Genomic DNA, 25,687 nt, shown 5'->3' with positions numbered 1-25,687 from the left:
TGCTTATCTGCCATCGTAAGGCTGCATGATGAGCTGTTCATCCCGAATCAAAAAGCGAATGGCACTGTGTTCAATGTCGACTCGCATTTTGTGGTGCGCCATTTCGACGGTGACGCCGGGCAATACTTTTTTGGTGGCAATGATATCCATGGTGGCCATTAGGCGCTCTAGTTCTGCCTGATTGGCGACCAGTTCTAATTCAATGCTGCGCTGTTTCGCCACTTCTTGATCTCGTATTCTTTTGATTTTTCTTAATGTTTCAGGATTACGCTGCTGGATCGGGAGCTGCACCAGTTTGATGAGGAGATGCTTGAGTTTATCGAGCTGTTCTTGGCAAGCCGTGCGCTGAGCACGCAATGTGCGCTCTCGCTCTTTGTATTCTTGATAGCCACCATCGATACGTAGCTGGGTGTGGTTTGCCGCAGATACCCCAAAAACAGGGGCCATAATTAAGTGGGCTGCGGTGGTGATGCCACCGAGTAGATAGCCTTTTTGCATCGCACTGTCGCCGACTCTGATGTCTTGGCCACTGATGCAGTGGCAATGGGTGAGTTGGCTTTGTACCTCGATATTCCCTCCTGCTTTGAGCTGAGCATACTGGGCATAGCGCGCTTGAATGGAACCTTGCGCGGTGAGTCGGCAGAGATATTCACCCTCTTCATTGCAGCGGCCGATGATGCCATTGTTGACCGTGATATTACCGCCAGCTTCGATCACACCGCCCTCGACAAAACCGCTGATAACTATGTCGCCACTGACCTTTACTTTCATTCCTGGCCGAATGTCGCCGTTCACTAACAGCCCGCCTTCAAATGTGACGTGACCATGGCGGGCGTCTACATTTTTGACGTTCAGAACATCATCTACTCTCATGCCGCACTTATCTTCGCATGGTAGTCCTGCTCGTGCGGCAATCAGCAGATCGTTGTCATGCAGGGCGAAACAAGTGCCTTCACCTGCACTCATGCTGCTCTCTTTGCCTGGTTTTGGCGCTAACTCCTGCCCTGTGACGGTGAACCCCGGCGTGCCCAAGGTGGCAGGATGGCGCCGCATTAGGTGTGCCCCTATTTTTACCGTGATGATGGAGCCTAAATCACGTAGATCAATTTTGCCCTGCTCTTTTTCTCGGGGTTTTAGAATACGTTCTGCGGGAGTTTCAACCAGCCGTTCAAAGAGAGTATCTTGACCGTTGATGGCCTCTTGTCCCTTGGCGATGAGCATTTTAACGTGACTGCCGGGGCTCGCGATTTGTGCTGTTTGGAGTCCAGCAAGCAGCTGGATCTTCCCTATGAGCCCTTTTTTGACCCCACTGGCGGTGATGGCCTCTTGTAATTGGGTCATGCCAAGTGGCTTCCCCCCCCAATCCACGGTGATATCGGCACTGGCGCTCATGCCGTTTTTTTCAATTTCAATGAGTACTTCTGCATCATGTCGTTGCGCGATATTAATTTCAGGTTCGGGAATGGGCGTGGAGGGGTCCGTCAGCAGTGTGTTAAGCAGAACAACGGCTTGTTTGATGCCGTCATGGAGTGGTTGGTAGCGCGTATAACGGGAGGCTGACAGCAGCCTTTGCACCGCCAATTCTGAGGTGGGCCGTGTTAAGCCTGCCGCAATTTTTAATGAAACAAGCCCCGCGTCAGATGTTTGTATTAACCACTCTTTATTCAGCACGTTTCATCCTTGATGGTCAGTGAAACAAGGTTGATATGATTTACGTTTCGTAGACGGCTGTCGTCATTAGAAACAGATGAACACTCATTCACATCTCGGTGGCTGGATGACGCTTGAGCGGATGAAGCTCAAACTTTTGAAATAGATGTTGCATTTTTAGCGGCCAGATGTGGTCGACCTTTAACGCCATCTATCCGTTCTGTTTATCAACATAAACAAAACGAGGAAGCTAACAGGATAAGTAAGGAGGGAGCAGGAGTGAGGACATCCACCTTATTCCCTAGCATGCAGCTCCGCGCCATGCGATAGCCTTATGCTGCATCACAAAAGAGGGGTGTCCTAGCTTTGGCATTAAAAAATCCACAACAGCTGCAAGATCTATTGTGAGAGCGTAATATCCAACACCATTATTAAAAATCACAGAAAGTGTTTTTATGAATCCCCTTTCACGTTCGGATATGTTTTCATCCAGCTTCTTCTTGCACCTAAAAAGCGTGCTTCATCCTGTTGTGGCTGGTTTTGTATCGATTATTGTCGGCTATGGCAGCACCTTTGTTTTAATTTTACAGGCGGCTAAAGCGGCTAATTTAAGTCCTGAATTAACGGCTTCGTGGGTTTGGTCAGCGTCCATTGGTGCGGGTGTAACAGGCCTTTTTTTAAGCTGGCGCCATCGTGAACCCATCATTACCGCTTGGTCAACACCTGCAATTGCTTTCTTAATTACAGCGTTTGCAACCACATCATATGCTGAAGCAATAGGCGCTTATATGATTTCAGCGGCTGCGTTTATTGTATTGGGCTTATCAGGTTATTTTGAAAAACTTATTCGTATTATTCCTTCAGGTATTGCGGCTGGTTTATTAGCGGGTATTTTGCTGCAATTTGGTGTTGCTGCATTTGGCACGATTACGGTTGAACCTATTTTAGCCGGATTTTTAATGGTCATTTATGTGTTGTTAAAGCGTTTTACAGCTCGCTATGCCGTTCTTGGTATTTTTTTATTGGGTTTGGGATTTTTGTTGTTACAACAGCGTATGGATTTATCGGACATCACGTTTGCGTTTGCAAAACCTGTGTTTACCTTTCCCGTTTTTTCTATACAGGCTTTGTTGAGTGTGGCTATCCCCATTTTTTTAATTACCTTAACTGGGCAATACATGCCGGGGATTTTGGTGTTACGTAATGATTCTTTTAAAACTAGCGCCAATACGATCGTGGCGGTAACTGGCTTGGGTTCTTTGATTATGTCTGTTTTCGGTTCAACTGCGGTAACGTCTGCCGCGATCACCGCTGCTATATGTACAGGTAAGGAAGCTCATGAAGACCCTTCTAAGCGTTGGATTGCAGGTATATCTTGCGGTTTATTGTATGTGTTAATTGGTATTTTTGGGGTAACGCTTGCACGTATTTTTATGGCTTTCCCTAACACGTTTATTGCCATTTTGGCTGGTTTGGCTTTGCTGGGAACTATAGTTAATAGCCTTTCGACCGCAATGGCTGAAGCAAAATCTCGTGAAGCAGCTTTGATTACTTTTGTTGCTACTGCTGCCAACATTAAATTTTTAGGAATTGGTGGCGCATTTTGGGGGGCTTTGATTGGTTTGTTCGCTTATGTTTTTTTGAATGGTGATTTCAGTAAGTTGGGTAAATATTGGCAGCGCTGAAATTATCACGCTAATAAAGGCTGCAAGAATCAGATTGAGCCGTGTGTGACGTCTATTTATGCTGCGTCTCTCTTGTTCTCCAGTTGAATAGTAAAATGTTGGAATGAGGTGAATGTCCAAGTTTTACATGGTCGAATATTACGCAAACGGCCTGAAATACTCGGACATATATCGACGTAAAATTTCCCCTTATTCAGGGAAAAGATATTTCGTGGTAAACGTCGGGCTTCGTGGCTCTCAGTTACAACATGTCTGCCTCGGTGGCCAGCTAAAGGGAAAAACGCGATTTGTTGCGCTAGCAAAAGCATCCATTTACGCGAATCTCTTATTACGCCTGATGGCTCATCGAATTCACCCGAACTGTGCTTATTGCCCTCTACGTGACTGGCACGCTGCCAACCTTGATCTGATTCGCTGCGCCAACCGCGCAGCAGCCCTGCTTTCACCTATTCAAACCGAGCGGGCTGCCGCCACACTGCACAACCAGAAAGCAGTACCTGAAGGGAATGAAGGAAGTGAATGACGGTGCCACGTTTGGTGCGGCCGGTTAGCGTGAATTGGCTTGATGCGTGGTAACGGCGTAATGCGCTTGCTCTTGGGTGAATCCTCGTCTGCGTAGGTAGTTAAGCCATTTCATCCGCAGTTTGAACTCGGCCAGCTCGGTTGCATCGGTGCGCCGTGTGAGCAGCTGCAACGCAAGTTCAAACCAATCGAGCTCTGGTTGTTCGAATGCGGTGTCTATTTGGTCGTCGTCTAGTCCTTTGCGGCGTAAGTCGAAGCGGATTTTAAGGGGACCATGGCCTTTGGCGGCACCAGCCCGCACCGCCATGGCGCCGTAACGCTGATCATTGACCCAGTTGTAACTGCGGCAGTGCTCGACCACCGCGTCGATCACCTGTGCTTGGTAGCCTTGCTGACGCAGCCGGTTAGCAAGTTCAGACTCGGCGCTTTCACGGCGAGCCAGGCTGCGCATGGCAAAGGTGCGGGCAGATGCGAGCTGCTCTGCGAGGGTCGGTTCTGGCGTAGCCTGTTGGCTACTCGGCTCATCAGCTGCACATAGATCAACCATAAATGACAAGGCCGAGGATTAACTCGGCCTTCCTTTCACGCTTATTCGAACTCTTGTTCACTTTCTGCTTCAAGTTCGTCGTACTCAGCCGCAGCAGCGGGTTTGCCTTCTACTGGGGCGGCGCCGGAGAGCAGCAACTCGCGCAGGCGGGCTTCTACTTCGGCCGCCATGGCTTTGTTCTCGGCGAACAGCTTCATGACGTTGGCCTTACCTTGGCCAACCTTCTCGCCGTTGTAGCTGTACCAAGCCCCCGCTTTGTCGATCAGTTTGTGTTTGACGCCCAAGTCGACCAGCTCGCCTTCTTTAGAGATACCCGCGCCGTAGAAGATCTGGAATTCAGCCTGTTTGAAGGGAGGGGCTACCTTGTTCTTGACCACTTTGACGCGGGTCTCGTTACCGACCACTTCGTCACCGTCCTTGATGGCGCCGATCCGGCGGATATCCAGACGGACGGAGGCGTAAAACTTGAGCGCGTTACCGCCGGTGGTGGTCTCTGGGCTGCCGAACATGACGCCGATTTTCATCCGGATTTGGTTGATGAAAATGCACAGGCAGTTGGCGTTTTTGATGTTGGCGGTCAGCTTGCGCAGCGCTTGTGACATCAAACGGGCTTGCAGGCCGACGTGAGAGTCGCCCATTTCCCCTTCGATTTCTGCTTTCGGGGTCAGCGCTGCCACGGAGTCGACAATGATGACGTCAACGGCGTTGGAGCGCACCAGCATGTCGCAGATTTCCAGCGCCTGCTCCCCGGTATCGGGTTGGGAGATCAGCAGATCATCGACGTTGACCCCCAGCTTGCCAGCGTAGATGGGGTCGAGGGCGTGTTCTGCATCCACGAAGGCACAGGTCTTGCCCATTTTTTGGGCTTCGGCAATGACTTGTAGGGTAAGGGTGGTTTTACCAGAGGATTCTGGGCCGTAGATTTCGACGATGCGGCCACAGGGCAGGCCACCGATCCCTAAGGCGACATCCAACGAAAGGGAGCCGGTAGAGATGGCTTCAATGTCCATGGTCTTGCTGTCGCCCAGACGCATGATGGAGCCTTTGCCGAACTGCTTTTCAATCTGACCGAGTGCTGCCGCCAGTGCCTTCTGTTTGTTCTGATCCATGCCACTCTCCGCTGGAAATCGTGATTAAGGGGGGAAGTTGGGCTAAGTATACTGTCTATTCATACAGTATCAAGCCCAATTTATTTGAGCAGGGTGAGCAGCCCCAGCAGTGCTTGTTTGACCGCTTGTTGGCGTACTTGGCGGCGGTTGCCATCGAAGTGTGCCTGCAGGGTGTGGTGATGATCGTGGCGATCTGCCCAAGCAAACCAGACGGTGCCTACCGGTTTATCGGCAGTGGCGCCGCCGGGGCCTGCAATGCCGCTGATGGCGACGCTGACCGAGGCCGATGAGTGCGCCAGTGCGCCACGGGCCATCTCCTGTACCACGGCTTCGCTCACGGCACCATGGTGCTTAAGGCTGTCACGACTGACCCCCAGCATCTGCTGCTTGGCCTCGTTGGTGTAGGTGACAAAACCGCGATCGAACCAACCGGAGCTGCCGGCGATATCGGTGATGGCGGTAGCGACGCCGCCACCGGTACAAGATTCGGCGGTGGCTGCCAGCCCATTGCGCTGGCTCAGGCGTTGGCCGAGCTCAACCGCCAGCTGCTCTATTTCTGCGTCCAGTGTCATCTGTGCCTCCTTGTTGCGTGCAGTGGCACATTATGCAAGCCGACCTGCTGGCTCGCAACCGCGTCCCATGGCGCTTGTTACAGATCCTGTTGGCATGGTGAATCACGTTGTGTCAGCTGGGTGTCTCTAGATAACAACGAAAAGCAATGATAACGATTATCATTTGATTGGGACTCTCTTGCTGTTTACAATGCCTGCCGATGAATAAAATGTCTTTAAAATGAGTGTTTTATCAATCAGGTTGTCGGCAGGAGGCTGACGTCGATCTTTTCGAGTGAAGTGAAGGACTACGCCACTCTCCGACTTAAAGGTTCAGGCTAGCGATGAGAAAAATAAATCCTAATCCACTCTCTGTGTTGATCTGTGCAGCCCTCAGTGCTCAGGCGTATGCGGCAGAGAGTGAGGTGATGGTGGTAACGGCATCGGGCTTCCAGCAGAAGATCGAAGACTCCGCTGCGACGATCTCGGTGATCACCCGAGAGCAGCTGGAAAAACGGGCCTACCGCGATGTCACTGATGCCCTCAAGGATGTGCCAGGGGTAGTGGTGACCGGTGGTGGCAGCAGCAGCGATATCAGCATTCGGGGAATGGGCTCCAGATACACGCTGATGCTGATCGATGGCAAGAAGGTTGATAGCCGCGGCACTCGCCCAAATAGCGATGGACCGGGTATTGAGCAGGGCTGGTTGCCACCGTTACAAGCGATCGAGCGGATTGAAGTGGTGCGTGGCCCCATGTCTTCTCGCTATGGCTCTGATGCGATGGGGGGGGTGATTAACGTGATCACCCGCAAGACCGCGAACCTAGCTTGGCAAGGCTCGGTACACGCTGACTCGACCTTCCAAGAAAACAAGGAGGCCGGAGACAGCTTTCAAACTAATGCCTACACCGCAGGTGCGCTGATTGATGGCACCTTGGGGCTGCGGCTCAATGGCCAGTTGGCCCATCGGGCTGAAGATAAGTTCCTGCAAGGATATGCCGAGCAAGAGACCCGCAGTGGCACGGCGGTCGTTAGCTTCACCCCTGATGCGCGTAATCGTTTTGATTTCGAAGCGAGCCGCAGCCTGCAAGATCGGGATCGGACACCGGGCAGTTCGATCAATCCTAGCGCCCAAACCAGCCTCAACCGCTACGAGCGCACCAACTATGCCTTAACCCATGATGGTCAGTATGAGTTCGGCTCATCCAGCAGCTATCTGCAGCAGGAGGTCAATACTAACCCCGGCCGCGAAATGGAGCTCACCAACACCATTGCAGATACCCATAGTCAAGTGATGTTGGGCGATCACTACCTGAGCGTCGGCGGCCAATATCGCTATGAAGATTTGCACGATCAGGGCAACCGGCTGCAAGTAGCGAATCCGGCTACTCAGCTGACCCGCTGGAGTTGGGCGCTGTTTGTCGAAGATGAGTGGTCGCTGACCGAGCAGTTTGCCCTGACCGGCGGGGTGCGGATGGATCGGGATCAAAACTATGGCTCGCACTGGAGTCCAAGGCTGTATGGGGTCTGGCATCTGGCCGATGATTGGACGCTAAAAGGCGGCATATCAACGGGTTATCGCTCACCGGATCTGCGGATGTCCGCCGCAGGGTGGGGGCAGGTGACGGGCGGCGGTAGCTTGGATGGGGTGCTGGTCGGTAATCCAGACCTGCAACCCGAGACCAGTGTCAGCCACGAGTTGGGGGTATTGTGGGATGGGCAGGCGGGGCTCAATGCTGGGCTGACTCTGTTTAACACCGACTTCAAAAACAAGATCTCGGAAGTGCGCCGCTGCTCTAGCAAGAACGACCCCGCCTGTACCCTCAATGGCCACAGCTACGACTTTATCAGCGATCGCATCAACGTCGATAAAGCCAACATGCGCGGGGTGGAGAGCATGATGGATTGGGCGATCAATGATCGCTGGTCGCTGAGCTCCAGCTATACCTTCACCCAGTCTGAGCAAAAGAGTGGCCCGCTGGCGGGACGCGCGTTAAACCAGATGCCACGCCACATGTTCAACAGCACCTTAGATTGGCAAGCCAATGAGATGCTGGGGTTCTGGTCGCGGGTCAACTTCCGGGGCAAAACGTCAGAGTACCTGAGCCGGGTGCGGATGGCGGAGGGCACCCCGTCTTATACCTTCTTTGATACTGGGTTGGTCTATAAGGCGAACAAACAGCTGAACGTGACGGCTGGGGTCTACAACTTGTTTGATAAAACGGTGGATTACAGCAGTTACGGCACGGTGCTTGATGGTCGCCGTTACAACCTAGGCCTGACTTACAACTTCTAAGCAGATGCCGCCATCAACCCGTGATGGCGGCGGTTAACCGAGTCGGCCGACTAGCTGGGCAGTCGATCCAGCAGCAGGCCGATAAATATCAGAGCGCCCACATAGTTATTGTTGAGAAACGCCTTGAAGCAGGCGTCCCGTTGCCGCCCGCTGATCAGCCGCTGCTGGTAGACAAATAGCACGGCAGCCCCTAGCAATCCCCAGTAATAACAAGCACCTAGCTGCATGAGCTGGCCAACGGCCAGCAACATCAGCAGGGTCGCTAATTGCAGCAGACCAATCACCAACTTGTCGTGGCGGCCAAACATAATGGCGCTCGATTGCAGGCCGAGGGTGAGGTCATCGTCCCGATCGACCATGGCGTACTGGGTATCGTACGCAATGGTCCACAGCAAATTGGCCGTAAAAATAAGCCAAGCGGCCAGTGGCAAGGCATTGGCTTGCGCCGCATAAGCCATCGGGATCGACCAAGAGAAGGCCAAGCCGAGTACCAACTGGGGGATCGGAATATAACGCTTCATGAACGGGTAGCAGATGGCAAGTAGCAAGCCGCCAAACGACAGCGCGATGGTCAGGGTGTTGAGGGTCAACACCAGCCCAAATGCGATGGCCGCCAACACCACAAACAACATCAATGCCTCTTTGGCGGCCACGCGGCCGGTCGGCAGCGGGCGGCCAGCGGTGCGTTTCACGTGGCCATCGAAGTGGCGGTCGGCATAGTCGTTGATGACGCAGCCAGCGGATCGCATCAAAAATACCCCGAGCACAAATGCAAATAGCACCCAGTATTGCGGCATCCCATCCGCTGCGAGCCACAGCGCCCACAAGGTGGGCCACAGTAATAGCAAGGTGCCGATAGGCTTATCCATGCGGGCCAACTGCACATAGGCCAGTCCCCGCTCCTTGGTCAACAAATTCACTCCAGCTCCTTGTTTATGATCAGGGAGGGCAAAAACAGCTCGTGCACCAGCAACGGCCATTGCCCCAAAAACAGCCGGGAGCGCCGCCCCCACAGCTGGATTACCTCACCGCTCGCCCCCGTAGCGAGCGCAAACCGCGCCAGCTGCAGTTGGTCACGCCGCACCGGCTCGCCATCAAACACCCGCTCACCCAAGGGTTGATGGCCCAACTCGGCCAAGCCACACCCGTGCAAAGCGGCATGGCTAAACAGGGTCCAACCCAGCACCACTGGCCCCGCATCGCCATGTAATGTCACGGTGCGGCAATAGCCAGTGGGCTCGGGTGATGCCACCCAGCGTTGCTCGTCTGGGCTGAGCTGCACGGGAGCATTACCCAGCCACTCGACCGAAAAGTGGCGGTTGTAGCGGCGCAGGCGCTGCGTCATGGAGCCACGTTCTAGCAACCAAGGGCGTAAAGAGGTGGGTAACTCGCAGCATTCGGGGGATAACCACTCGCTGATGGGAATAAGAGGAGCAGTCGGCTCGGACTTCACAACATCACCATCCAGAGATTCCCGTGTTCAGGTTAAAAACCGGTTTATTATCCGTAAATCAGCAGCGAATTGTAAGAACCTCCGCTGGAATGGTCGCAAAAGAGCCCAATTTATCCGCCGCGCCCCATCGGTTTAATCCGGTGTAACGGCCGCTGGGGGGGCGGCACAGGGGCGCGCCATATTGACGACCCCCTCTTCCATCTGCACATCAATCTTGAACCCTAAGCGTTTGGCCAAATTGATCATGCCGCGATTGCTGGGCATGGTCATGCCCGAGAGCTGGCCAATGCCATGCTCGGTGGCGTAGCGCACGATTTTTTCCAGCAGTAGTTTGCCAAGGCCCACCCCTTTGAGGTCGGATCGGACCAAAATAGCAAACTCGGCATCGCTCAAGTCTGGGGTCGAGATAGCGCGCACCACTCCCACGATTTGCCCTTGCAGCTCACCATCCTGCCCCACGGCCACAAACGCCATCTCGCGGTCGTAATCGATTTGGGTCATCCGGGCCAGCTCCTCGTGGCCCAGTTCGCCGACATCGGCAAAAAAGCGCTTATAGCGATCTTCATCTGACACTTGCCGCACGAACTGCTTATGGGCGGGCTCATCTTCTGGGCGGATCGGCCGCAGTAAAATATGGCGCTGATCCTTGAGCCAGGCCCCCTCTTCCAACTCGGTGGGATAGGGGGAGATGGCCAGCTGATGGCTGACGGGCTGGCCGGGATCGGCCAGCGTCAGGCTGGCATCTAACACCACCATCTCGTCGTCACAGGCTTGCAGCGGGTGCAAATCCAGTTCGCGGATCTGGGGAAAGGCGAGCAGCAGCGCTGAGAGTTGGCACAACACCTGGCTAAGGGCGTCGATATCGAGCGGCGTCAGGGTCGCCTGCTCGCGGATTTTGCGACTTTTCAGGGCATCGAGGATCTGGTAGCGGGCCAGCGCCTGATTAAGCGGCGGTAGCGCGGCCACCATCTCGTGCGGCTCACTGCCCGACTCGCCGAGTAAGATTACCGGGCCAAATACCGGGTCTTGCTGAATCCGCACTCGTAGCTCCAAGCCGCCGCTGCGGCGGGCCATCCGCTGCACCAGCAAGCCCTCGATGCGGGCCCCCGGGTCGTGCTGTTTTACCCGATCCAAAATCGCATCGGCGGCGTGTGCTACCTCAGCGGAGGTGCGCAGATTCAGCATCACCCCATGCACTGCCGATTTATGGAGGATGTCTGGTGAGCGCAGTTTAACCGCGACCGGATAACCAATCTGCTCGGCGGTTAAGGCGGCCTCGATGGCATCGCTGACGATCCAAGTGGGCAGAGTGGATAGGCCACATGCCTGCAAAATCGGGTGCACAAGATGGGTATCAAGTCGCCGCTGTTGGCGTGCTTGGGCTTGTTGAATCAATTGCTGGCAGAGCTCGACATTGAGCTGATGGCCTTGCAGTGATGCGGGGGTCTCCATCAGCTGCTTCTGGTTACGGCGATATTCCACCATGTGCATAAAAGCCGCCATGGCGCTTTCGGGGGTGCGATAGGTTGGGATACCCGCCTCGGTAAACAGTTTGCGCCCCTCTTGTGCCGAATATTCGCCAGCCCAGTTGGTGAGGATGTTGAAACGGCGGGCCCGTGGGTGCTGCTTGAGGTGGACAATAAGATGGCTGGCCAGCGGGGCACTCGGCGCGGTGAGCGAGGGGGCGTGGATGATCAGGATGGCGTCGATGCCATCCTCCTGTAGCACGCTGTCCAGCGCGTCCTGATAGGTGGTGATGGTGGCATCGCTGCCAATGTCGAGCGGGGTGCGGGCCAGTTTGCCACCCCGTCCCAGCAGCACATCCACCGCCATATTAGCCAGCCCCCGCCCATTGGAGATGATGGCGAGTCGCTCCCCCTTGAGGGTCATCGAGTGGCTCAGGGTTTCGACGGCGGCAAACAGTTCATGGGTATCTCGCACTCGCAGCATCCCTGCGCGGCGGATGGCGGCATCATAGACATTATCTAGGCCATGGGCGGGATCATGGCGGCCACTTTTGAGCACCAAAATAGGCTTGTTGCGGGAGGCGGCTCGCGCCGCCGAGAGAAAGTGGCGGGCATCGTGCAGCTTATCCATATAGAGCAAGATGGCGCGGGTCACGCTATCGCGCGAGAGCTGATCCAGCAGCTGACCAAAGTCGATGTCGCAGTGATCCCCCAGCGAGATAAAGGCCGAGAAGCCCAGCTCGTGCTGCTTGGCCCAATCCAAAATGGTGGTGCTGACGGCGGCGGATTGCGACAGAAAGGCGACCTGTCCCGGCTTGGCGGCAATCGGTGAAAAGCTGGCGTTAATGCCCTGACCGGGCAGCAACATCCCCATGCTGTTGGGGCCGAGCAAGCGAATGCCATATTGTTGGCCGACCTGCTTCAGTTGCTGGCGCTCATGGTCGGAAAAATCCCCCGCCAAGATGATGGCGGCCCCTGCGCCTTTGCGACCCAGCTCATCGAGCAGCGTCAGCACCCGCTCCCGTCGGGTGCAGAGAATGGCGAGATCGGGTGCCAATGGCAGGCTGGCAATGTTGGGATAGGCCAACACCCCAGCGACCGCTTTATGATGGGGTGTGACGGGGAGGATCGGCCCTGAAAAATGGCCCGCGAGCAGGTGGCGCACGATCACATGGCCTGCCTTGTTGGGATCGGCAGAGGCGCCAATGACCGCAATTGAGTGGGGCTTAAACAGCCGGTCCAGACCGCAGCTTTCCATAGTGACTCCCGTTGCAGAGGGGGATGACGATCGTCTAACAACTTATCTCAGTAGGGCTGATGGGCGCCGCCAAATGGGTCACAGAGAGGGCACCGATGATGGAGCGTACACCCAGTCAGGGCCGATTTCGAGCGCGCGACGGGCGCAAATTGGCAACGCTTGTTATCTTGATAAACCCCGCGCGCCCCCTTTTTAGCAGGCGATCACGGGGAGGCTGATCGCCTGCCCGCGGGTCAGGAATTAGCGACTGGTGGCGTGATCTTGAGCGGTATCCCAGAAGGCCCGGATCAGCGGCTCTTCTAAACGCCGTTTCAGCACCCCGATCCCCACATCAAATGGTTTGAACGCGGGTTTTAAATCGACGATCCGCACCTTGTCCCCCAGCGGGCTGTGATCGATGACCGCTGCGGGCACCAGCCCAACGCCACAACCGAGCGCCACCATGGCGACAATCCCCTCATTGCCTGCGACTTCGGCGTAAATATTGGGGGAGATCCCCTTGTTACGAAACCACTGGTCACTGCGTTTGCGGGCCAGCCCTTGCTCGGAGAGGATCAGCGGCAGCCGCTCCCAATCCGGCTCCCCGTGGCGAAACCACTGGTTAAGCTGGGGCGCTTGGCGGGGCGTAATAAAAACCAAGGGCACCCGCTGCAGGCTGGCAAACTCCAGCTTGGCAGGCAGCGCGTCGGGGCGGGCCGCGATGGCCAGATCCGCCTCGTCCGTCAGGATTTTCTCCACCGCGAGTGCGGGGTCACCGGTCTCTAATTTGATCTCTAACTGGGGATAACGACGGCGAAAACGGGCCAACACTTCAGGCAGCAGAAAATAGCTGGCAGTGACGGAACAGAAAACCCGCAATCTGCCCTGCAAGGGCTCGTCGCGCAGCTTGAGCTCTTGCTTGAGCTGGCGCCACTCTTGCAGCAGGCCGCCACCAAACTGGCGCAGCTTCTCCCCTGCGGGCGTCAGGCGTACCGAGCGATTATCTCGCTCGAACAGCACACAGCCGGTCTCCTGCTCCAGCCGCTGAATGGCTCGGCTCAAGGTGGAGGGGCTGACCGCCATGGCATCGGCACTTTTGCCAAAGTGGAGGGAGTCGGCTAAGTGAAGAAACAGCTCAAGATTGCGCAAATCCATCTTTCAATTCCTGCAATATACTGTTTCGAATATATCAGTTCAGGCAATGTGTGTCCCGCGCTATAGTGGGTCGACATGCCGTGATCGCGGCGCCAAATCCATTGAACGGAGTAATCACTATGGCTAACTATTTCAACACCTTGAACTTGCGCCAGCAGCTGGCCCAATTGGGTAAATGTCGTTTTATGCAGCGGGCAGAATTTGCTGACGGTTGCAACGCGCTGAAGGGCAAGAAGGTGGTGATCGTTGGCTGTGGTGCTCAGGGTCTGAACCAGGGTCTGAACATGCGTGACTCCGGGCTGGATATCGCTTATGCCCTGCGTAAAGCCGCCATTACCGAGAAGCGCGCCTCTTGGCAGAAAGCCACTGATAACGGCTTCGCGGTAGGTACTTATGAAGAGCTGATCCCGACCGCCGATCTGGTACTGAACTTGACCCCTGACAAGCAGCACTCCGACGTTGTCAAAACTGTCATGCCGCTGATGAAGCAGGGCGCGGCGCTGGGTTACTCCCACGGTTTCAACGTGGTTGAGGAAGGCCAGCAAATCCGTTCAGACCTGACGGTCGTTATGGTGGCGCCCAAGTGCCCAGGTACTGAAGTACGTGAAGAGTACAAGCGTGGTTTCGGCGTGCCGACCCTGATCGCTGTTCACCCAGAGAACGATCCTAAAGGCGAAGGTATGGCCATCGCTAAAGCGTGGGCTTCTGCCACCGGCGGCGACCGTGCTGGGGTGTTGGAATCCTCCTTCGTGGCAGAAGTGAAATCTGACCTGATGGGCGAGCAGACCATCCTCTGCGGTATGCTGCAAGCGGGCTCCTTGCTTTGCTACGACAAGCTGGTCGCAGAAGGCACTGACCCTGCTTATGCTGGCAAACTGATCCAGTTCGGTTGGGAAACCATCACCGAAGCCCTCAAGCAGGGTGGCATCAGCCTGATGATGGACCGCCTCTCTAACCCAGCCAAGCTGCGTGCGTTCGAGCTCTCTGAGCAGCTCAAGACCCTGATGCGCCCACTGTTTGAGAAGCACATGGATGACATTATCGGCGGCGCCTTCTCCAGCGGCATGATGGCCGACTGGGCTGAAGATGACGTCAAACTGCTGACTTGGCGCGAAGAGACCGGCAAAACGGCCTTCGAAAACGCACCTGTCTATGCGGGCAAGATCGCCGAGCAAGAGTACTTCGACAATGGCATCGTGATGGTGGCTATGGTCAAAGCGGGTGTTGAGCTGGCATTTGAAACCATGGTGGCGTCTGGCATCTATGAAGAGTCTGCCTACTACGAATCACTGCACGAGCTGCCGCTGATCGCCAACACCGTGGCACGTAAGCGCCTGTATGAGATGAACGTGGTGATCTCTGACACCGCTGAGTACGGTAACTACCTGTTTGCCTATGCCGCAGAGCCGTTGCTGCGTGAGCACTTTATGCCAACCCTGAAAGCCGGTGATCTGGGTACCAGCAAGGCTGAGTGCCAGAGCGTTGATAACCAAGCCCTGCTGGCGGCCAACGAGGCTACTCGCAACCACCCGATCGAGCAGATTGGTCAGGTGCTGCGTGGCTACATGAAAGACATGAAGCGCATCGCGGTAGGCGGCTAAATGCTGACTGTGCCGAGCTTGCTTGGCACGCCCACTTGCCTCGTAAAATAAGCGGGGCTCAGTGTGAAAAGACCCCCTTCGTTCTGAAGGGGGTCTTTTTTTATTGGCCCAGATTGTCCGCTGGCAGTGTTGTGCAGGCTGGGGTTATTCCGGTTGCTGTGGCTGCTGGCGTACCCACAGGTCGGCGTATTTGACCAAGGTGGAGTGGGCGGAGAGGATGGCCAGCAGTAGTCCCTGCTTGCCATCGAGGAAACCCGCTTTGAGCAGATACATCTTGAGAAAGCAGCCGACAGCGTGGATCAGCCCCTGACTGAGGGAGCCCCGCTTGCCACGGGCGCTGCGTTGATCAGCCCAGGCGCGGGCATAACCGGCGGATTTGACCAGATAGTGCTCCAGATCCCGATAAGTAAAGTGGAGCAGGTCACCATCCAGCTTGACGATCTGCATGTTGGCGCCCACCGCCACCTTCTCATGCACCAGTGCGTCGTTGTAGCCGGTGAGCGCCTTCGGATAGAGGCGCAGCACCCGATCAGGATACCAACCGCTGTGGCGAATAAAACGGCCAAACACCCAGGAGAGGCGCGGGATAGAGTAGATGGTATCGCTGGCCGGATTGGCCATCACCTTGGCGATGGCACTTTTCAGCTCAGGGGTGAGCCGCTCGTCGGCATCCAGCCACAGCACCCAGTCGGACTGCACGTGGGACTGGGCCAGCTGGCGCTGCTTGCCAAAGCCCGGCCACTGGTCGTTGACGAAGAAACGGGCCGCAAATTCGGCAGCAATGGCGGGCGTCTCGTCCTGACTGCCGGAGTCCAGAATGACGATCTCGTCCACTAGCCCGTCGAGGGAGGCGAGGCACAGGCGCAGGTTGTCGGCTTCATTCTTGACGATCAGAACGGCAGCCAGAGTCGGTTTTTTCACAAAATGGCGCTCACAGTTATTGCCCGGCTGGCGGGTCATGCTCGAAATGGCGCCCATTCTAGCCTAAAAGCCTGATCGGGGCATGACCCAGCGGAAAAGGCTGCGGCAATGGCGGGTTACCAGTTAATCGTATCAGCGGCTCGATTTAGGAGGTAATCACACCGAGATTGATATTATAGAAGCGCACGATGGTACTAGCTCTTTCTAAGTAGGTATCATTAGATATGGTGGATAGAAGCCACCGTCTATATCCAACGCAAAATATGCCTCGAATGGCAAAGGTAGTAAGTAAAAATAGGCTTAATGAAGTGCCCTTCTATGATCAGGTAATCGGTTGGTAATAACGCCCACGATACCTGCTGTCCCCAGAGACTTTTCAAGCTTCGTGAGTCCATAAAATGGCATACAACTCATGCTCACGTTAAGGGGTGGCAATCCTCGACATGCTGGCAGGGGCGAAATCCCTAATATCTAAGCAATTGAAGCATCTCCCTAACCGTTTCCTAACAAGTAGGATGGTCATATTGACCGATGCTGGGTGAGCTAAAAATATTGAATGTCTTTTAATACAGTCTGTTGGCCACTAAAAAAATTATATCAACATTAACGTTTGCTTTAGTAAAGCACACGTGTTCTAATTATTCGGATAGTTCATTAGTTTGGTTTTAATTATGTTAGGCAGTCATTTTAATTAAGCAGTATTGATATGCTTTGTTTTTATCGGTGCGCTAAAACCAAAGATACTTATTCTTCTTGTAAAAGAAAAATAATCTTAGGCATAAAAGCAATCGTAAATTTAAAAACGAGTTATCAAAAACTATTTTTCTTTAGTGCTCCGTAACGTGTTGCTAATGAACCGTCATGTGTTTTTATTGGGCTTATAGCCATATTATTTAAGGAAAATGTTATGTCTAACAAAATGACTGGTACCGTTAAGTTTTTTAATGCTGAGAAAGGTTTCGGTTTTATCTCTCCTGCTGACGGTAGCAAAGATGTGTTTGTACATTTCTCTGCCATCCAGTCCACTAGCTTCAAAACGTTGGACGAAGGTCAGCGTGTAGAGTTCAGCATCGAGCAAGGCCAAAAAGGTCCTGCCGCAGCTAACGTTGTTGCTCTGTAATTGACTCTTAGTTGGCTTATGGTCTCTGTTGTATAAGCCACCTATCTTGATAAAAACGCCCCAGCCCCAAAGGCTCGAATAGCCTACACCATGATGAGATACTCACTTCATCTGGTGGTGCTCAGTAAGCATTTCATGCAAAACATCTTATATTGAGTTGTTTTAAATCATGTTTACTTCGTTCGGCGGGCGTTTTTTAGCATCTTCCTCCAACACTACCCGTCTCATTGACTCTGTACGACCCGCCACGTAATCCGACGTAACAACAGCGCATTGTGGACCTGCCAGCAGATAACTGCTGCTTGATGGATCGTCTTCCACATCTATCGCCGAACTTCCCACGCTCCGCTTGCATCAACGACACTCAGCCAATGGCTGCGTTGCCACTTATTAAACACACGTGTCGCGATCAAGGGCTGCAATCTAACGACGGCAGCCCTCTCGTTGTGATTATGACGCCTGCTGGCTACGGCGCTGCTGCGCCCATTGATTCATCGCAACGGAACCGAGGATCAGCGCCAGCGCCACCCCAGTCGTGGATTGTATCTGCTCGCCAAGGAATAAGGCGCCTAACATGACGCCAAATAGGGGCACCAGATAGTTGCTGAAAGAGGCGAACGTCGGCCCCGCTTGCTGGATCAGCGCCATATAGAGGAAGTAGACCAATCCGGTACAAAACACCCCTAGCATGGTGATAGCACTCAAGGTGTGATGGCTCGGTAACGTGACCGTGCTCAGGTCGATGACCAAGGGCGCAGCCAGTAACAACTGGATGGCCGAGGAGATCAGGATATTACGCGCCACTACGACGGGATGATCTTTAGCAAAACGCTTGATCATCAACAGACCGATAGCGAAGCAGCTCGCGCCAAGCAAGATGGCCATAGCGCCGAGCAAACCAGCATTCATGCCCTGGGCCAGCTTAGGCCAGAACAGCACCAAGACCCCAATAAAGCCGATCAGCACTGACAATAAGCCGCTCTTGGTGATTTTTTCGCCAGAGACAAACAAGGGAGCCATCAAAATGGTAACAAATGGGATGCACCCCATCACCACGGCAGCGACGGCGCTATCCACATATTGCTGGCCCCACGCCACCATGATGAACGGAATGGTGGCATCGAGCAGGGCAATCAACATGTAAGTACGCCACGGGGTATGTTCACTTTTGAGCCGCATGAATAAGCAGAGCAGACCTAGGGTCAAGCTGCCGCAGAGGGCACGACCAGCGGCGACTAAAATGGGGGGCAGTTCGGTGACCGCTTGATGCATGAAGATGAATTGTGATCCCCACAGCAAGCCAATGGCCAGTAACAACAGATAACTACGCATGTTCATCTCCAATAGATTGAGCCTGCGCATTCTAGGTAATCTGCTAGTATGTCAAAAATGAATTGTTGGCATTCTGCTATGGCTATTATCGATGGATATCTCCCTCGCTCGACTTGATTTGAACCTCCTCACGGTGTTTGACACCCTGATGCAAGAGCGCAACGTGACACGCGCAGCCGAGCAGCTTCACCTTTCTCAGTCAACAGTGAGCCATGCGCTCGGCCGACTGAGAATAGCACTTGATGATCCCTTATTTATTATGAGCCGCCGAGCAATGATGCCCACGGAGCGGGCTAAAGCCCTCGCGGGACCAATACGCCAAGCTCTGGCCATGCTAGAGCAGGGGCTACGCCAAGCCGCAGGCTTTGATCCCACCACGGCACGGCGCATTTTTCGCATTGCCACGCCAGGCTCAGTGGAGCATGGCATGGTACCTGCCTTAGTCGACCTGCTTTATCAGCAAGCCCCTCTTTGCCGTCTGGAAGTCTGCGAACTAGCGGACAGCGACTACGAGCGGGAGCTGGAGAAGGGGGGGTTGGATTTGGTGATCGGTTTTGCTGGCGCTAACCACCTCTCGCCTCGGTTGTGGCAAGAAGAGTGGTTCAGCAATCCGTTGGTCTGTTTGTCGCCAATTGGCAGCGAGCTGCCCGAGGTACTCGGCCCTGAACAACTGGTGAGCCGCCCTCATATTCATACTTCCAGCTGGGGCCACAGCCAAGCAATGGTCGATTTATGGCTAGCTCGTCTTGGGGTAGCGCGGGAGCTGGGGGTGAGGCTCCCGAGCTTTATGGCGGTACCGCCGCTGATGGCCACTGGCCGCTATCTGGTGGTGGTGCCAGAGATGATAGGTCGGCATTTCTGCCATCACTATCCACTCCAACTGCACCAGCTCGAACCGGCTATCCCTATCGTCTATCTGATGGCAGGGCATCCACTTACGGCTCACGACCAAGCCATTGGCTGGTTTAAGCGCTTACTGCACCAGTTAGCCGGTGACTTATACGGACATTCAGCGGGGTAGCGCGGCCAGTAGGCTGTGAGCCACTCCAGTAACAAGACAAAGAGTGTTACTGGAGCTTGAGATCGGGCGGGAAACTATTTTTGCAACGGCACCACCAACATGTCGCAAGGTACCGTGTTCATTAGCTGACGGGCGCTGGAGGTGAGTAAGCTCCAGAAGCTTTGCCGATGGCCGCACACTAACAGATCAATGTCGTACTCCTTAACGGCCTGATTGACGCGCTCGCTCAAATCGCCACAAATCACCAGTTTCTTCTCTATCGGGTAGTCGACGGATGCTAAGAAAGCCTCCAGCTTCTCTTTCGCCTCAGCAATCACCTGATCCTGCACGTTATCGATATCGATATCGATCATCTCGGTATAGAGATCTTTGAGGTCCACATCGACATGGATGACCGATAACTTGGCACCGTTAGACCGGGCGCGGTCAACGGCCTTCTCGATCACCTTGCGGTTATCTTCCGATAGGTCAATCGCAGCCAGTACGTGTTTGTAATAGGTTCCACTCATGGGGTATCTCCTTAACCGAACTTGCGCTTACTAATATCGCGCGGTGCTACCGCTGGCATGGTCTCACTGGCCCAGCCCAACGCCGCGCCTAAGATAGGTTTCTTTTAGCCCCTGATAAAGTCTTCTAGGTGATCCATCGCCCAATTTTAGCCATCCATTAAACCGGAGTTTGACGGAGGTCACATCCACCCTCTTGTTCAAGCGGCAGGGGCACAATAGGATAGCCCTGTGCTTCGCAATGAACACAACAGAACAAAAAGCATATGAAGACCACTTAGGGAGCCTCGCGCTCCCTCTTGTTTTGCCGCCCCCCAACCTCAATACAGTGTTGCGGTCCTTTTAAATAAGTAATTTTACCAAATAAAATCATAGCGTTATGTTGATTTCATTGAACGTCTGTCAGCCCCATCGGTTGCTTGGCGCAATCAAGCAGCACCAAAAACAATCCATTTGAGCTCCTTTTGGTGACAATGGGATCTTCTCGTGCGAATGGGTTGATTCACGCCCACGGTGTGGCGACAATCGATACCAAATCAACGAGGAGAGACAAGATGCTGGCCAAAGCGATGATCGAAAAATTGAACGAGCAGATTAATTTGGAGTTTTATTCCTCCAACCTCTATCTGCAGATGAGTGCCTGGTGTGAAGACAAGGGCTTTGAAGGGGCGGCGACTTTCCTACGCCAGCACGCGGTTGAGGAGCGCCAGCACATGGAGCGTCTGTTCACCTATGTGAGCGAGACCGGCGCCATGCCGATGCTAGGTGCCATCGACGCCCCGCCCCATGAGTTCAAGTCGCTAGGGGATATTTTCCGCACTACGCTCGAACATGAATACCACATCACCCAATGCATCAATGGGTTGGCCCATGTTGCCTTTACGACTCAGGACTACTCCACCTTCAACTTCCTGCAGTGGTATGTGGCCGAGCAGCATGAAGAGGAGAAGCTGTTCAAAAGCATCGTCGACCGTCTGGGTCTGGTGGGTGAAGATGGCAAAGGCCTCTACTTCATCGATAAAGAGCTGGCCGAACTGGCCAAGGGCGCCCCTGCCAGCATCATGGACAGCAACGCCTGATAGTCTTGGACACTGAGTGCTGCGCCAGTACAATAACGGCCCTTTTAAGGGCCGTTATTTATTCTGGTGTGCAGTCACCGTTGTTATGTCAGCCAGAGGCAATCACGGTTCTGGCCAAGTGCCGTTTTTCTTTTGATAAGTGAGTGATGATGAAGCAGGTCGATGTGGTGGTGATTGGAGCTGGTGCGGCTGGCTTGATGTGTGCGGCGCAGGCAGGCTACCGTGGCCGCTCCGTGCTAGTGCTCGACAACGCCAAGAAGCCGGGCCGCAAGATCCTCATCAGTGGCGGTGGTCGCTGCAACTTCACCAACCATCAGGCGGGCGCTCACGCCTACCTGTCGGAGAATCCCCACTTCAGCAAGTCGGCGCTGGCCCGCTACACCCAGCAGGACTTCATCGATCTGGTGGATCGCCACGGGGTCAACTATCACGAGCGCACCCTCGGGCAGTTGTTCTGCCGCGAAAGCGCCAAGGAGATCGTCGATGTGCTGCTCACTGAGTGCGATTGGGCTGGGGTGACCCTGCAGTTCCAGACCGAGATCCTCACCGTCAGCAAACAGGACGAGGGCTTCGTGCTGACCACCAGCAAGGGTGAGATCAGCTGCCACTCGCTGGTGGTGGCGACCGGCGGCCTCTCCATGCCCAAGCTGGGGGCTACCCCTTATGGCTTCAAGCTGGCGGAGCAGTTCGGTCTCAAGGTGCTGCCGACCCGCGCAGGGCTGGTGCCCTTTACCCTCCATCAGGCGGAGAAAGAGGCGTTCGCCGATCTGGCGGGCATCAGTCTGCCGGTGGCGGTGACCGCCGAGGATGGCACTCGTTTCAAGGAGGCGATGCTGTTCACCCATCGCGGCCTCTCCGGTCCCGTTATCCTGCAGGTCTCCTCCTACTGGCATGCCGGTGAGAAGATCCACATCAACCTGCTGCCGGAGCTGGATATTCCGGCCGCCCTGCGTGAGTGGGCACAGGCGCACCCGGCGCAGGAGCTGAAAACCGTGCTGGGGCGCGAGCTGCCCAAGCGCTTCGTCGACAAGCTGGTGGAGCTGGGTCAGCTGGTCAGCAAGCCGATGCGCCAATACAACGAGCGGGAGCTGGAGGCGGTGGCCAACCTGCTGGGTGACTGGCAGATCCTGCCCAACGGCACCGAGGGCTATCGCACTGCTGAAGTGACCTTAGGGGGCGTCGATACCAACGAGCTCTCCTCCAAGACCATGGCGGCGCGCAAGGTGGCGGGTCTCTACTTCATCGGCGAAGTGGTGGATGTGACCGGCTGGCTCGGCGGCTACAACTTCCAGTGGGCCTGGTCCTCTGGCTGGGTGGCGGGGCAATATTGCTAGCGGTGCAGTGCCATAACGTGAGTCGCTTGGGGCACCAACATTCTGGAAATTCTGGGACACCCACTTTATTACCTGCAGTGTTATATCTCGAAGGTTGGGCTTCGCGTTGCTCAGCCCAACCTTGACCACGAAATATCTTTTCCCTGAATAAGGGATGGGGTTACGTCGACATGTGTCTGAGCATTTCAGGCCGTTTGCGTAATATTCTGGCCAACACCAGCAGGGTGCTTAGGCTAATCGTCGCCGCAAACATCCAATAAAAGCTGGGGGCGAGTTTGCTGCCTGTGACTTGAATTAACCAAGTAATAATCACTAGCGCAAAACTACCAAAAAATGTCACTGATAAATTGTAACTCAGCGCCATCCCAGTGGTTCGCACTTGGGCAGGAAACAATTCGGTCATCAATGCCGGCAAACAACCAAAATAGGCTGCGAGTAAAATCCCCATGGCGCTTTGAACCATCAGCAAGGTTGAAAATTGGGGCGAATAGGTTAGCCAAGCAAACATCGGATAACCTAATATCAAGAATAAAAAGGCAGCGGTGGTCATGATTTTTAAACGACCAATACGATCTGATAGATGACCAAAAATGGGTGAGAAAATAAATTGCAAACTGCCGGTAACAAGGGTGGCAATAAAGGCCAGCTCTTGCGGGATGGCTAATTCCCGTTTCGCATACGTCGGCATATATAAAATTAAATAGTTTGAAACTGTTGCTAACACCACTAACCCGAGGGCGATCAGCACTTGTGATTTTTGGTTTTTAACGGTGCTGACTAATGGATTATCTTCGACTTTTTCCGCAGTAAATTCACTGGATTCATGCAGGTGAGTACGAATGTAATAAGCGACTGGGCCAATGCTTAAACCAAAGATAAAAGGAATGCGCCAGCCCCAACTTTCTAATTGTTCTGGGGTTAATTGTGACGTCAAGACCGCGCCAAATGCTGAGGCTAGCACCACGGTTAAGCCTTGGCTGGCAATTTGCCAACTGGCAAAAAAACCACGACGCTTACGATTCTGTTCGGCTAAATAAGCGGTTGAACTGCCAAACTCGCCGCCAGCCGAAAAGCCTTGAATTAAGCGGGCAATCACAATCCCTGCGGTGGCATATACCCCTATTTGCGCAAAGGTTGGCATGAATGCGATCATAAATGTACCCACGGTCATTAACGCAATGGATAACGTCATGCCGGCTTTGCGGCCGTGGCGATCTGAATAGATGCCCAATACTATGCCGCCTAAAGGCCGCACGATATAGGACAAGCCAAAGGTTAAAAAGACCGTTAATAACGCCACATAGTCATTTTCAGAAGGGAAAAATAATTTGCCAATAATCGTGGCAAACGAGGCGTAAACCACTAAATCAAACCATTCCAAGGCATTACCAATTGACGCGGCAGTAATGACTTTCCACGGGGTTTGAGGGGGGGCGGTTGAGGTGTGTTGGGGCTGCATATGATCATCCAAATAAATTAATAATATAAAAAAGCCTTCGCTGATACCGTGATAAATATTGGGTAAGCGGCTTATCCAATAGTTTGGCTTTGTATTAGTTGTTTTAAAAATTGCTCACAACGGGCGAGTTGCTCTAGGCTGACAAATTCGTCAGGGCGATGCGCCTGCATAATATCGCCGGGACCGCACACAATCGTCGGGATGCCGAGTGCTTGAAATTGTCCCGCCTCGGTCGCATAAGCGACTTTTCGGATATCGTGATGGCGCGTTAAGGCACGAGCCAGTTGGGTGATTGCCGCTTGTTCCGAGGCTTCCAGTGACGGGGCCTGCGCCAAGGTTTCTAACATAATATGTGCCGATTCATGCTCTGCTTTCATCAGCGGCAACAGCTCTTGGTGAGCATACGCGTGAATGCGTGCATAAATTGACTGGGCTTGTACCGTGGGCAAGTTGCGATATTCAAAATCAAATGTGCAGTAGTCAGGCACGGTATTGATCGCTACGCCGCCTCGAATTTGGCTGACTTGGGCGGTTGTGAAAGGGACATCAAATGCCTGATCAAACGGCCCTTGCGCACGCATTTCATTCGCCAACTCTCGAATAAAGCAGATCAACTTTGCGGCGTACTCAATGGCATTTAAACCTGTTGGGGTTAATGACGAATGCGCAGCATGGCCGTGCACATGACAACGGAAGGCGTTGACACCTTTATGGGCGACCACCACTTGCATTGATGTGGGTTCGCCGACAACACACGCGGCAGGTTGGAGACCACGTCGTTGCAAATCAGCAAGCATGTGCGGGGCACCCAAACAGCCCACCTCTTCATCATATGAAAAGGCAAGGTGGATGGGCTGCTGTAAGGTCTGAGCCAAGGTGTGGGGGAGCAGTGCCAGCGCGGTGCCGATAAACCCTTTCATATCGCATGTGCCACGCCCGTATAACCGCTCGTTACGCACGACTGGCTTGAATGGGTCGCTACTCCACTGTTGCCCGTCAACCGGTACGACATCGGTATGACCTGACAACACGATCCCACCCTGAGTTCGGCCATCTGCTGCTGGCAAGGTCGCAAACAAGTTGGCTTTATTGCGCTCGGCGTTAAAGGTGAGGTGGCTGGTTACCCCTTGTGCTTGCAGGGCATCACGCACCATCTCGATTAAGCCAAGGTTGGATTCTCTGCTGGTGGTATCAATCTCAATCAGTTTCTTGACCCAGTCGAGAGTGGCGGTGCTTGGCGTTACCGTGTTCCCTAATTGATCAGGCATATTCCTTCCTTAATGATGGGTGGCAGACCCGTTGTTAGTGGTCACTCTGTAACATACTCGAATGTGGGATCATACCACTGCCAACTAACTGAAATATCTGGTTTTTCATTGAGCTGAGAAGTGACGCTTACAAATTGTGTTCCATGCGAGCTCTTTTTTGTTTGTTGATTTATTGGTCATTTTAGGGTGCTCAGTCACGTAACGATCAACCAAAGGAGATTCTGGGACACCCATCTGAGTGCTAGCGGCGCGACTGAAAGGCTACCAAGGGTGGATGTCCCAAGATTTCCCTTGCCTGATGATGTTCGTCGTTACGGTGATGCAACAGTAAAACCGATGCTGGCCGATCCTCCCGTATGTTGGGCTAAAAGATG

General features: G+C 54.0%; 21 protein-coding genes. 8 read left to right on the top strand and 13 right to left on the bottom strand.

Translation table 11 applies throughout. The annotated features are described in order from the left end of the window. Positions 1-3 precede the first annotated feature (3 nt). On the bottom strand, positions 4-1,671 hold the full coding sequence (locus CUC53_RS05965) for a DUF342 domain-containing protein (RefSeq protein ID WP_100293303.1): 1,668 nt from the start codon (positions 1,669-1,671) through the stop codon (positions 4-6). 434 nt (positions 1,672-2,105) lie between these two features. Here CUC53_RS05965 and CUC53_RS05960 point away from each other — a divergent pair, with 434 nt between their 5' ends. After that, complete coding sequence (locus CUC53_RS05960; RefSeq protein WP_201796721.1) at positions 2,106-3,335, top strand: benzoate/H(+) symporter BenE family transporter; 1,230 nt, start codon at positions 2,106-2,108, stop codon at positions 3,333-3,335. Between the two features lie 112 nt (positions 3,336-3,447). Then, a complete protein-coding gene (locus CUC53_RS05955; protein ID WP_100293302.1) occupies positions 3,448-3,858 on the top strand; it encodes a hypothetical protein in 411 nt (136 codons plus the stop codon). 24 nt (positions 3,859-3,882) lie between these two features. Here CUC53_RS05955 and CUC53_RS05950 read toward each other — a convergent pair whose 3' ends face one another. From CUC53_RS05950 to pncC, 3 genes are all read right to left on the bottom strand, one after another. Then, complete coding sequence (locus CUC53_RS05950) at positions 3,883-4,404, bottom strand: regulatory protein RecX (RefSeq protein WP_100293301.1); 522 nt, start codon at positions 4,402-4,404, stop codon at positions 3,883-3,885. Positions 4,405-4,445: 41 nt separating this feature from the next. Further along, positions 4,446-5,513, bottom strand: coding sequence for a recombinase RecA (recA, locus tag CUC53_RS05945; protein WP_100293300.1), 1,068 nt, complete (start codon positions 5,511-5,513; stop codon positions 4,446-4,448). Between the two features lie 80 nt (positions 5,514-5,593). Further along, entirely contained in the window at positions 5,594-6,085 is a 492-nt protein-coding gene (gene pncC, locus CUC53_RS05940; RefSeq protein ID WP_100293299.1) for a nicotinamide-nucleotide amidase, read from the bottom strand. Between the two features lie 323 nt (positions 6,086-6,408). Here pncC and CUC53_RS05935 point away from each other — a divergent pair, with 323 nt between their 5' ends. Next, positions 6,409-8,361: a ligand-gated channel protein gene (locus CUC53_RS05935; RefSeq protein ID WP_167386696.1), complete on the top strand. Its 1,953-nt coding sequence runs from the start codon at positions 6,409-6,411 to the stop codon at positions 8,359-8,361. 50 nt (positions 8,362-8,411) lie between these two features. Here CUC53_RS05935 and ubiA read toward each other — a convergent pair whose 3' ends face one another. The 4 genes from ubiA to ilvY form a co-directional block, all read right to left on the bottom strand. Beyond that, on the bottom strand, positions 8,412-9,281 hold the full coding sequence (ubiA, locus tag CUC53_RS05930) for a 4-hydroxybenzoate octaprenyltransferase (RefSeq protein WP_236757879.1): 870 nt from the start codon (positions 9,279-9,281) through the stop codon (positions 8,412-8,414). Next, positions 9,278-9,814, bottom strand: a complete 537-nt coding sequence (locus CUC53_RS05925; protein WP_100293297.1) for a chorismate--pyruvate lyase family protein — start codon at positions 9,812-9,814, stop codon at positions 9,278-9,280. The genes ubiA and CUC53_RS05925 overlap by 4 nt, the downstream gene beginning before the upstream one ends. A gap of 132 nt (positions 9,815-9,946) precedes the next feature. Continuing rightward, positions 9,947-12,538, bottom strand: a complete 2,592-nt coding sequence (locus CUC53_RS05920) for a bifunctional acetate--CoA ligase family protein/GNAT family N-acetyltransferase (protein ID WP_100293296.1) — start codon at positions 12,536-12,538, stop codon at positions 9,947-9,949. Positions 12,539-12,778: 240 nt separating this feature from the next. Then, positions 12,779-13,672, bottom strand: coding sequence for an HTH-type transcriptional activator IlvY (gene ilvY, locus CUC53_RS05915; RefSeq protein WP_100293295.1), 894 nt, complete (start codon positions 13,670-13,672; stop codon positions 12,779-12,781). Positions 13,673-13,791: 119 nt separating this feature from the next. On the opposite strand from ilvY, the gene ilvC reads away from it, so the two are divergent. Then, positions 13,792-15,273, top strand: coding sequence for a ketol-acid reductoisomerase (gene ilvC, locus CUC53_RS05910; protein ID WP_100293294.1), 1,482 nt, complete (start codon positions 13,792-13,794; stop codon positions 15,271-15,273). A 144-nt stretch (positions 15,274-15,417) separates the two neighbouring features. On the opposite strand, the gene CUC53_RS05905 is transcribed toward ilvC, so the two are convergent. Next, positions 15,418-16,194, bottom strand: a complete 777-nt coding sequence (locus tag CUC53_RS05905; RefSeq protein WP_100293313.1) for a glycosyltransferase family 2 protein — start codon at positions 16,192-16,194, stop codon at positions 15,418-15,420. Between the two features lie 907 nt (positions 16,195-17,101). Here CUC53_RS05905 and cspE point away from each other — a divergent pair. Then, entirely contained in the window at positions 17,102-17,314 is a 213-nt protein-coding gene (cspE, locus tag CUC53_RS05900; RefSeq protein ID WP_100293293.1) for a transcription antiterminator/RNA stability regulator CspE, read from the top strand. A 450-nt stretch (positions 17,315-17,764) separates the two neighbouring features. Here cspE and CUC53_RS05895 read toward each other — a convergent pair whose 3' ends face one another. Beyond that, the gene (locus CUC53_RS05895; RefSeq protein ID WP_100293292.1) at positions 17,765-18,646 is read right to left on the bottom strand and encodes a DMT family transporter; all 882 of its coding nucleotides are present in this window, start codon (positions 18,644-18,646) and stop codon (positions 17,765-17,767) included. Between the two features lie 91 nt (positions 18,647-18,737). Between CUC53_RS05895 and CUC53_RS05890 the strand changes: the two genes are divergently transcribed. Next, on the top strand, positions 18,738-19,667 hold the full coding sequence (locus CUC53_RS05890; RefSeq protein ID WP_100293291.1) for a LysR family transcriptional regulator: 930 nt from the start codon (positions 18,738-18,740) through the stop codon (positions 19,665-19,667). 74 nt (positions 19,668-19,741) lie between these two features. Here CUC53_RS05890 and CUC53_RS05885 read toward each other — a convergent pair whose 3' ends face one another. After that, the gene (locus CUC53_RS05885) at positions 19,742-20,176 is read right to left on the bottom strand and encodes a universal stress protein (RefSeq protein WP_100293290.1); all 435 of its coding nucleotides are present in this window, start codon (positions 20,174-20,176) and stop codon (positions 19,742-19,744) included. A 551-nt stretch (positions 20,177-20,727) separates the two neighbouring features. On the opposite strand from CUC53_RS05885, the gene ftnA reads away from it, so the two are divergent. Then, the gene (ftnA, locus tag CUC53_RS05880; RefSeq protein WP_100293289.1) at positions 20,728-21,252 is read left to right on the top strand and encodes a non-heme ferritin; all 525 of its coding nucleotides are present in this window, start codon (positions 20,728-20,730) and stop codon (positions 21,250-21,252) included. A 149-nt stretch (positions 21,253-21,401) separates the two neighbouring features. Next, on the top strand, positions 21,402-22,586 hold the full coding sequence (locus CUC53_RS05875; protein WP_201796720.1) for a BaiN/RdsA family NAD(P)/FAD-dependent oxidoreductase: 1,185 nt from the start codon (positions 21,402-21,404) through the stop codon (positions 22,584-22,586). A 160-nt stretch (positions 22,587-22,746) separates the two neighbouring features. Here the strand turns inward: CUC53_RS05875 and CUC53_RS05870 are convergent, their stop codons facing one another. Both CUC53_RS05870 and argE read right to left on the bottom strand, forming a co-directional pair. Beyond that, on the bottom strand, positions 22,747-24,045 hold the full coding sequence (locus CUC53_RS05870; RefSeq protein WP_100293287.1) for an MFS transporter: 1,299 nt from the start codon (positions 24,043-24,045) through the stop codon (positions 22,747-22,749). A gap of 71 nt (positions 24,046-24,116) precedes the next feature. After that, positions 24,117-25,313, bottom strand: a complete 1,197-nt coding sequence (gene argE / locus CUC53_RS05865; protein ID WP_100293286.1) for an acetylornithine deacetylase — start codon at positions 25,311-25,313, stop codon at positions 24,117-24,119. Between the last annotated feature and the right edge of the window lie 374 nt (positions 25,314-25,687).

It is taken from the genome of Aeromonas cavernicola (genome assembly GCF_002795305.1).
Lineage (GTDB): Bacteria > Pseudomonadota > Gammaproteobacteria > Enterobacterales > Aeromonadaceae > Aeromonas > Aeromonas cavernicola.
This window is presented reverse-complemented; position numbering and strand designations above follow the sequence as displayed.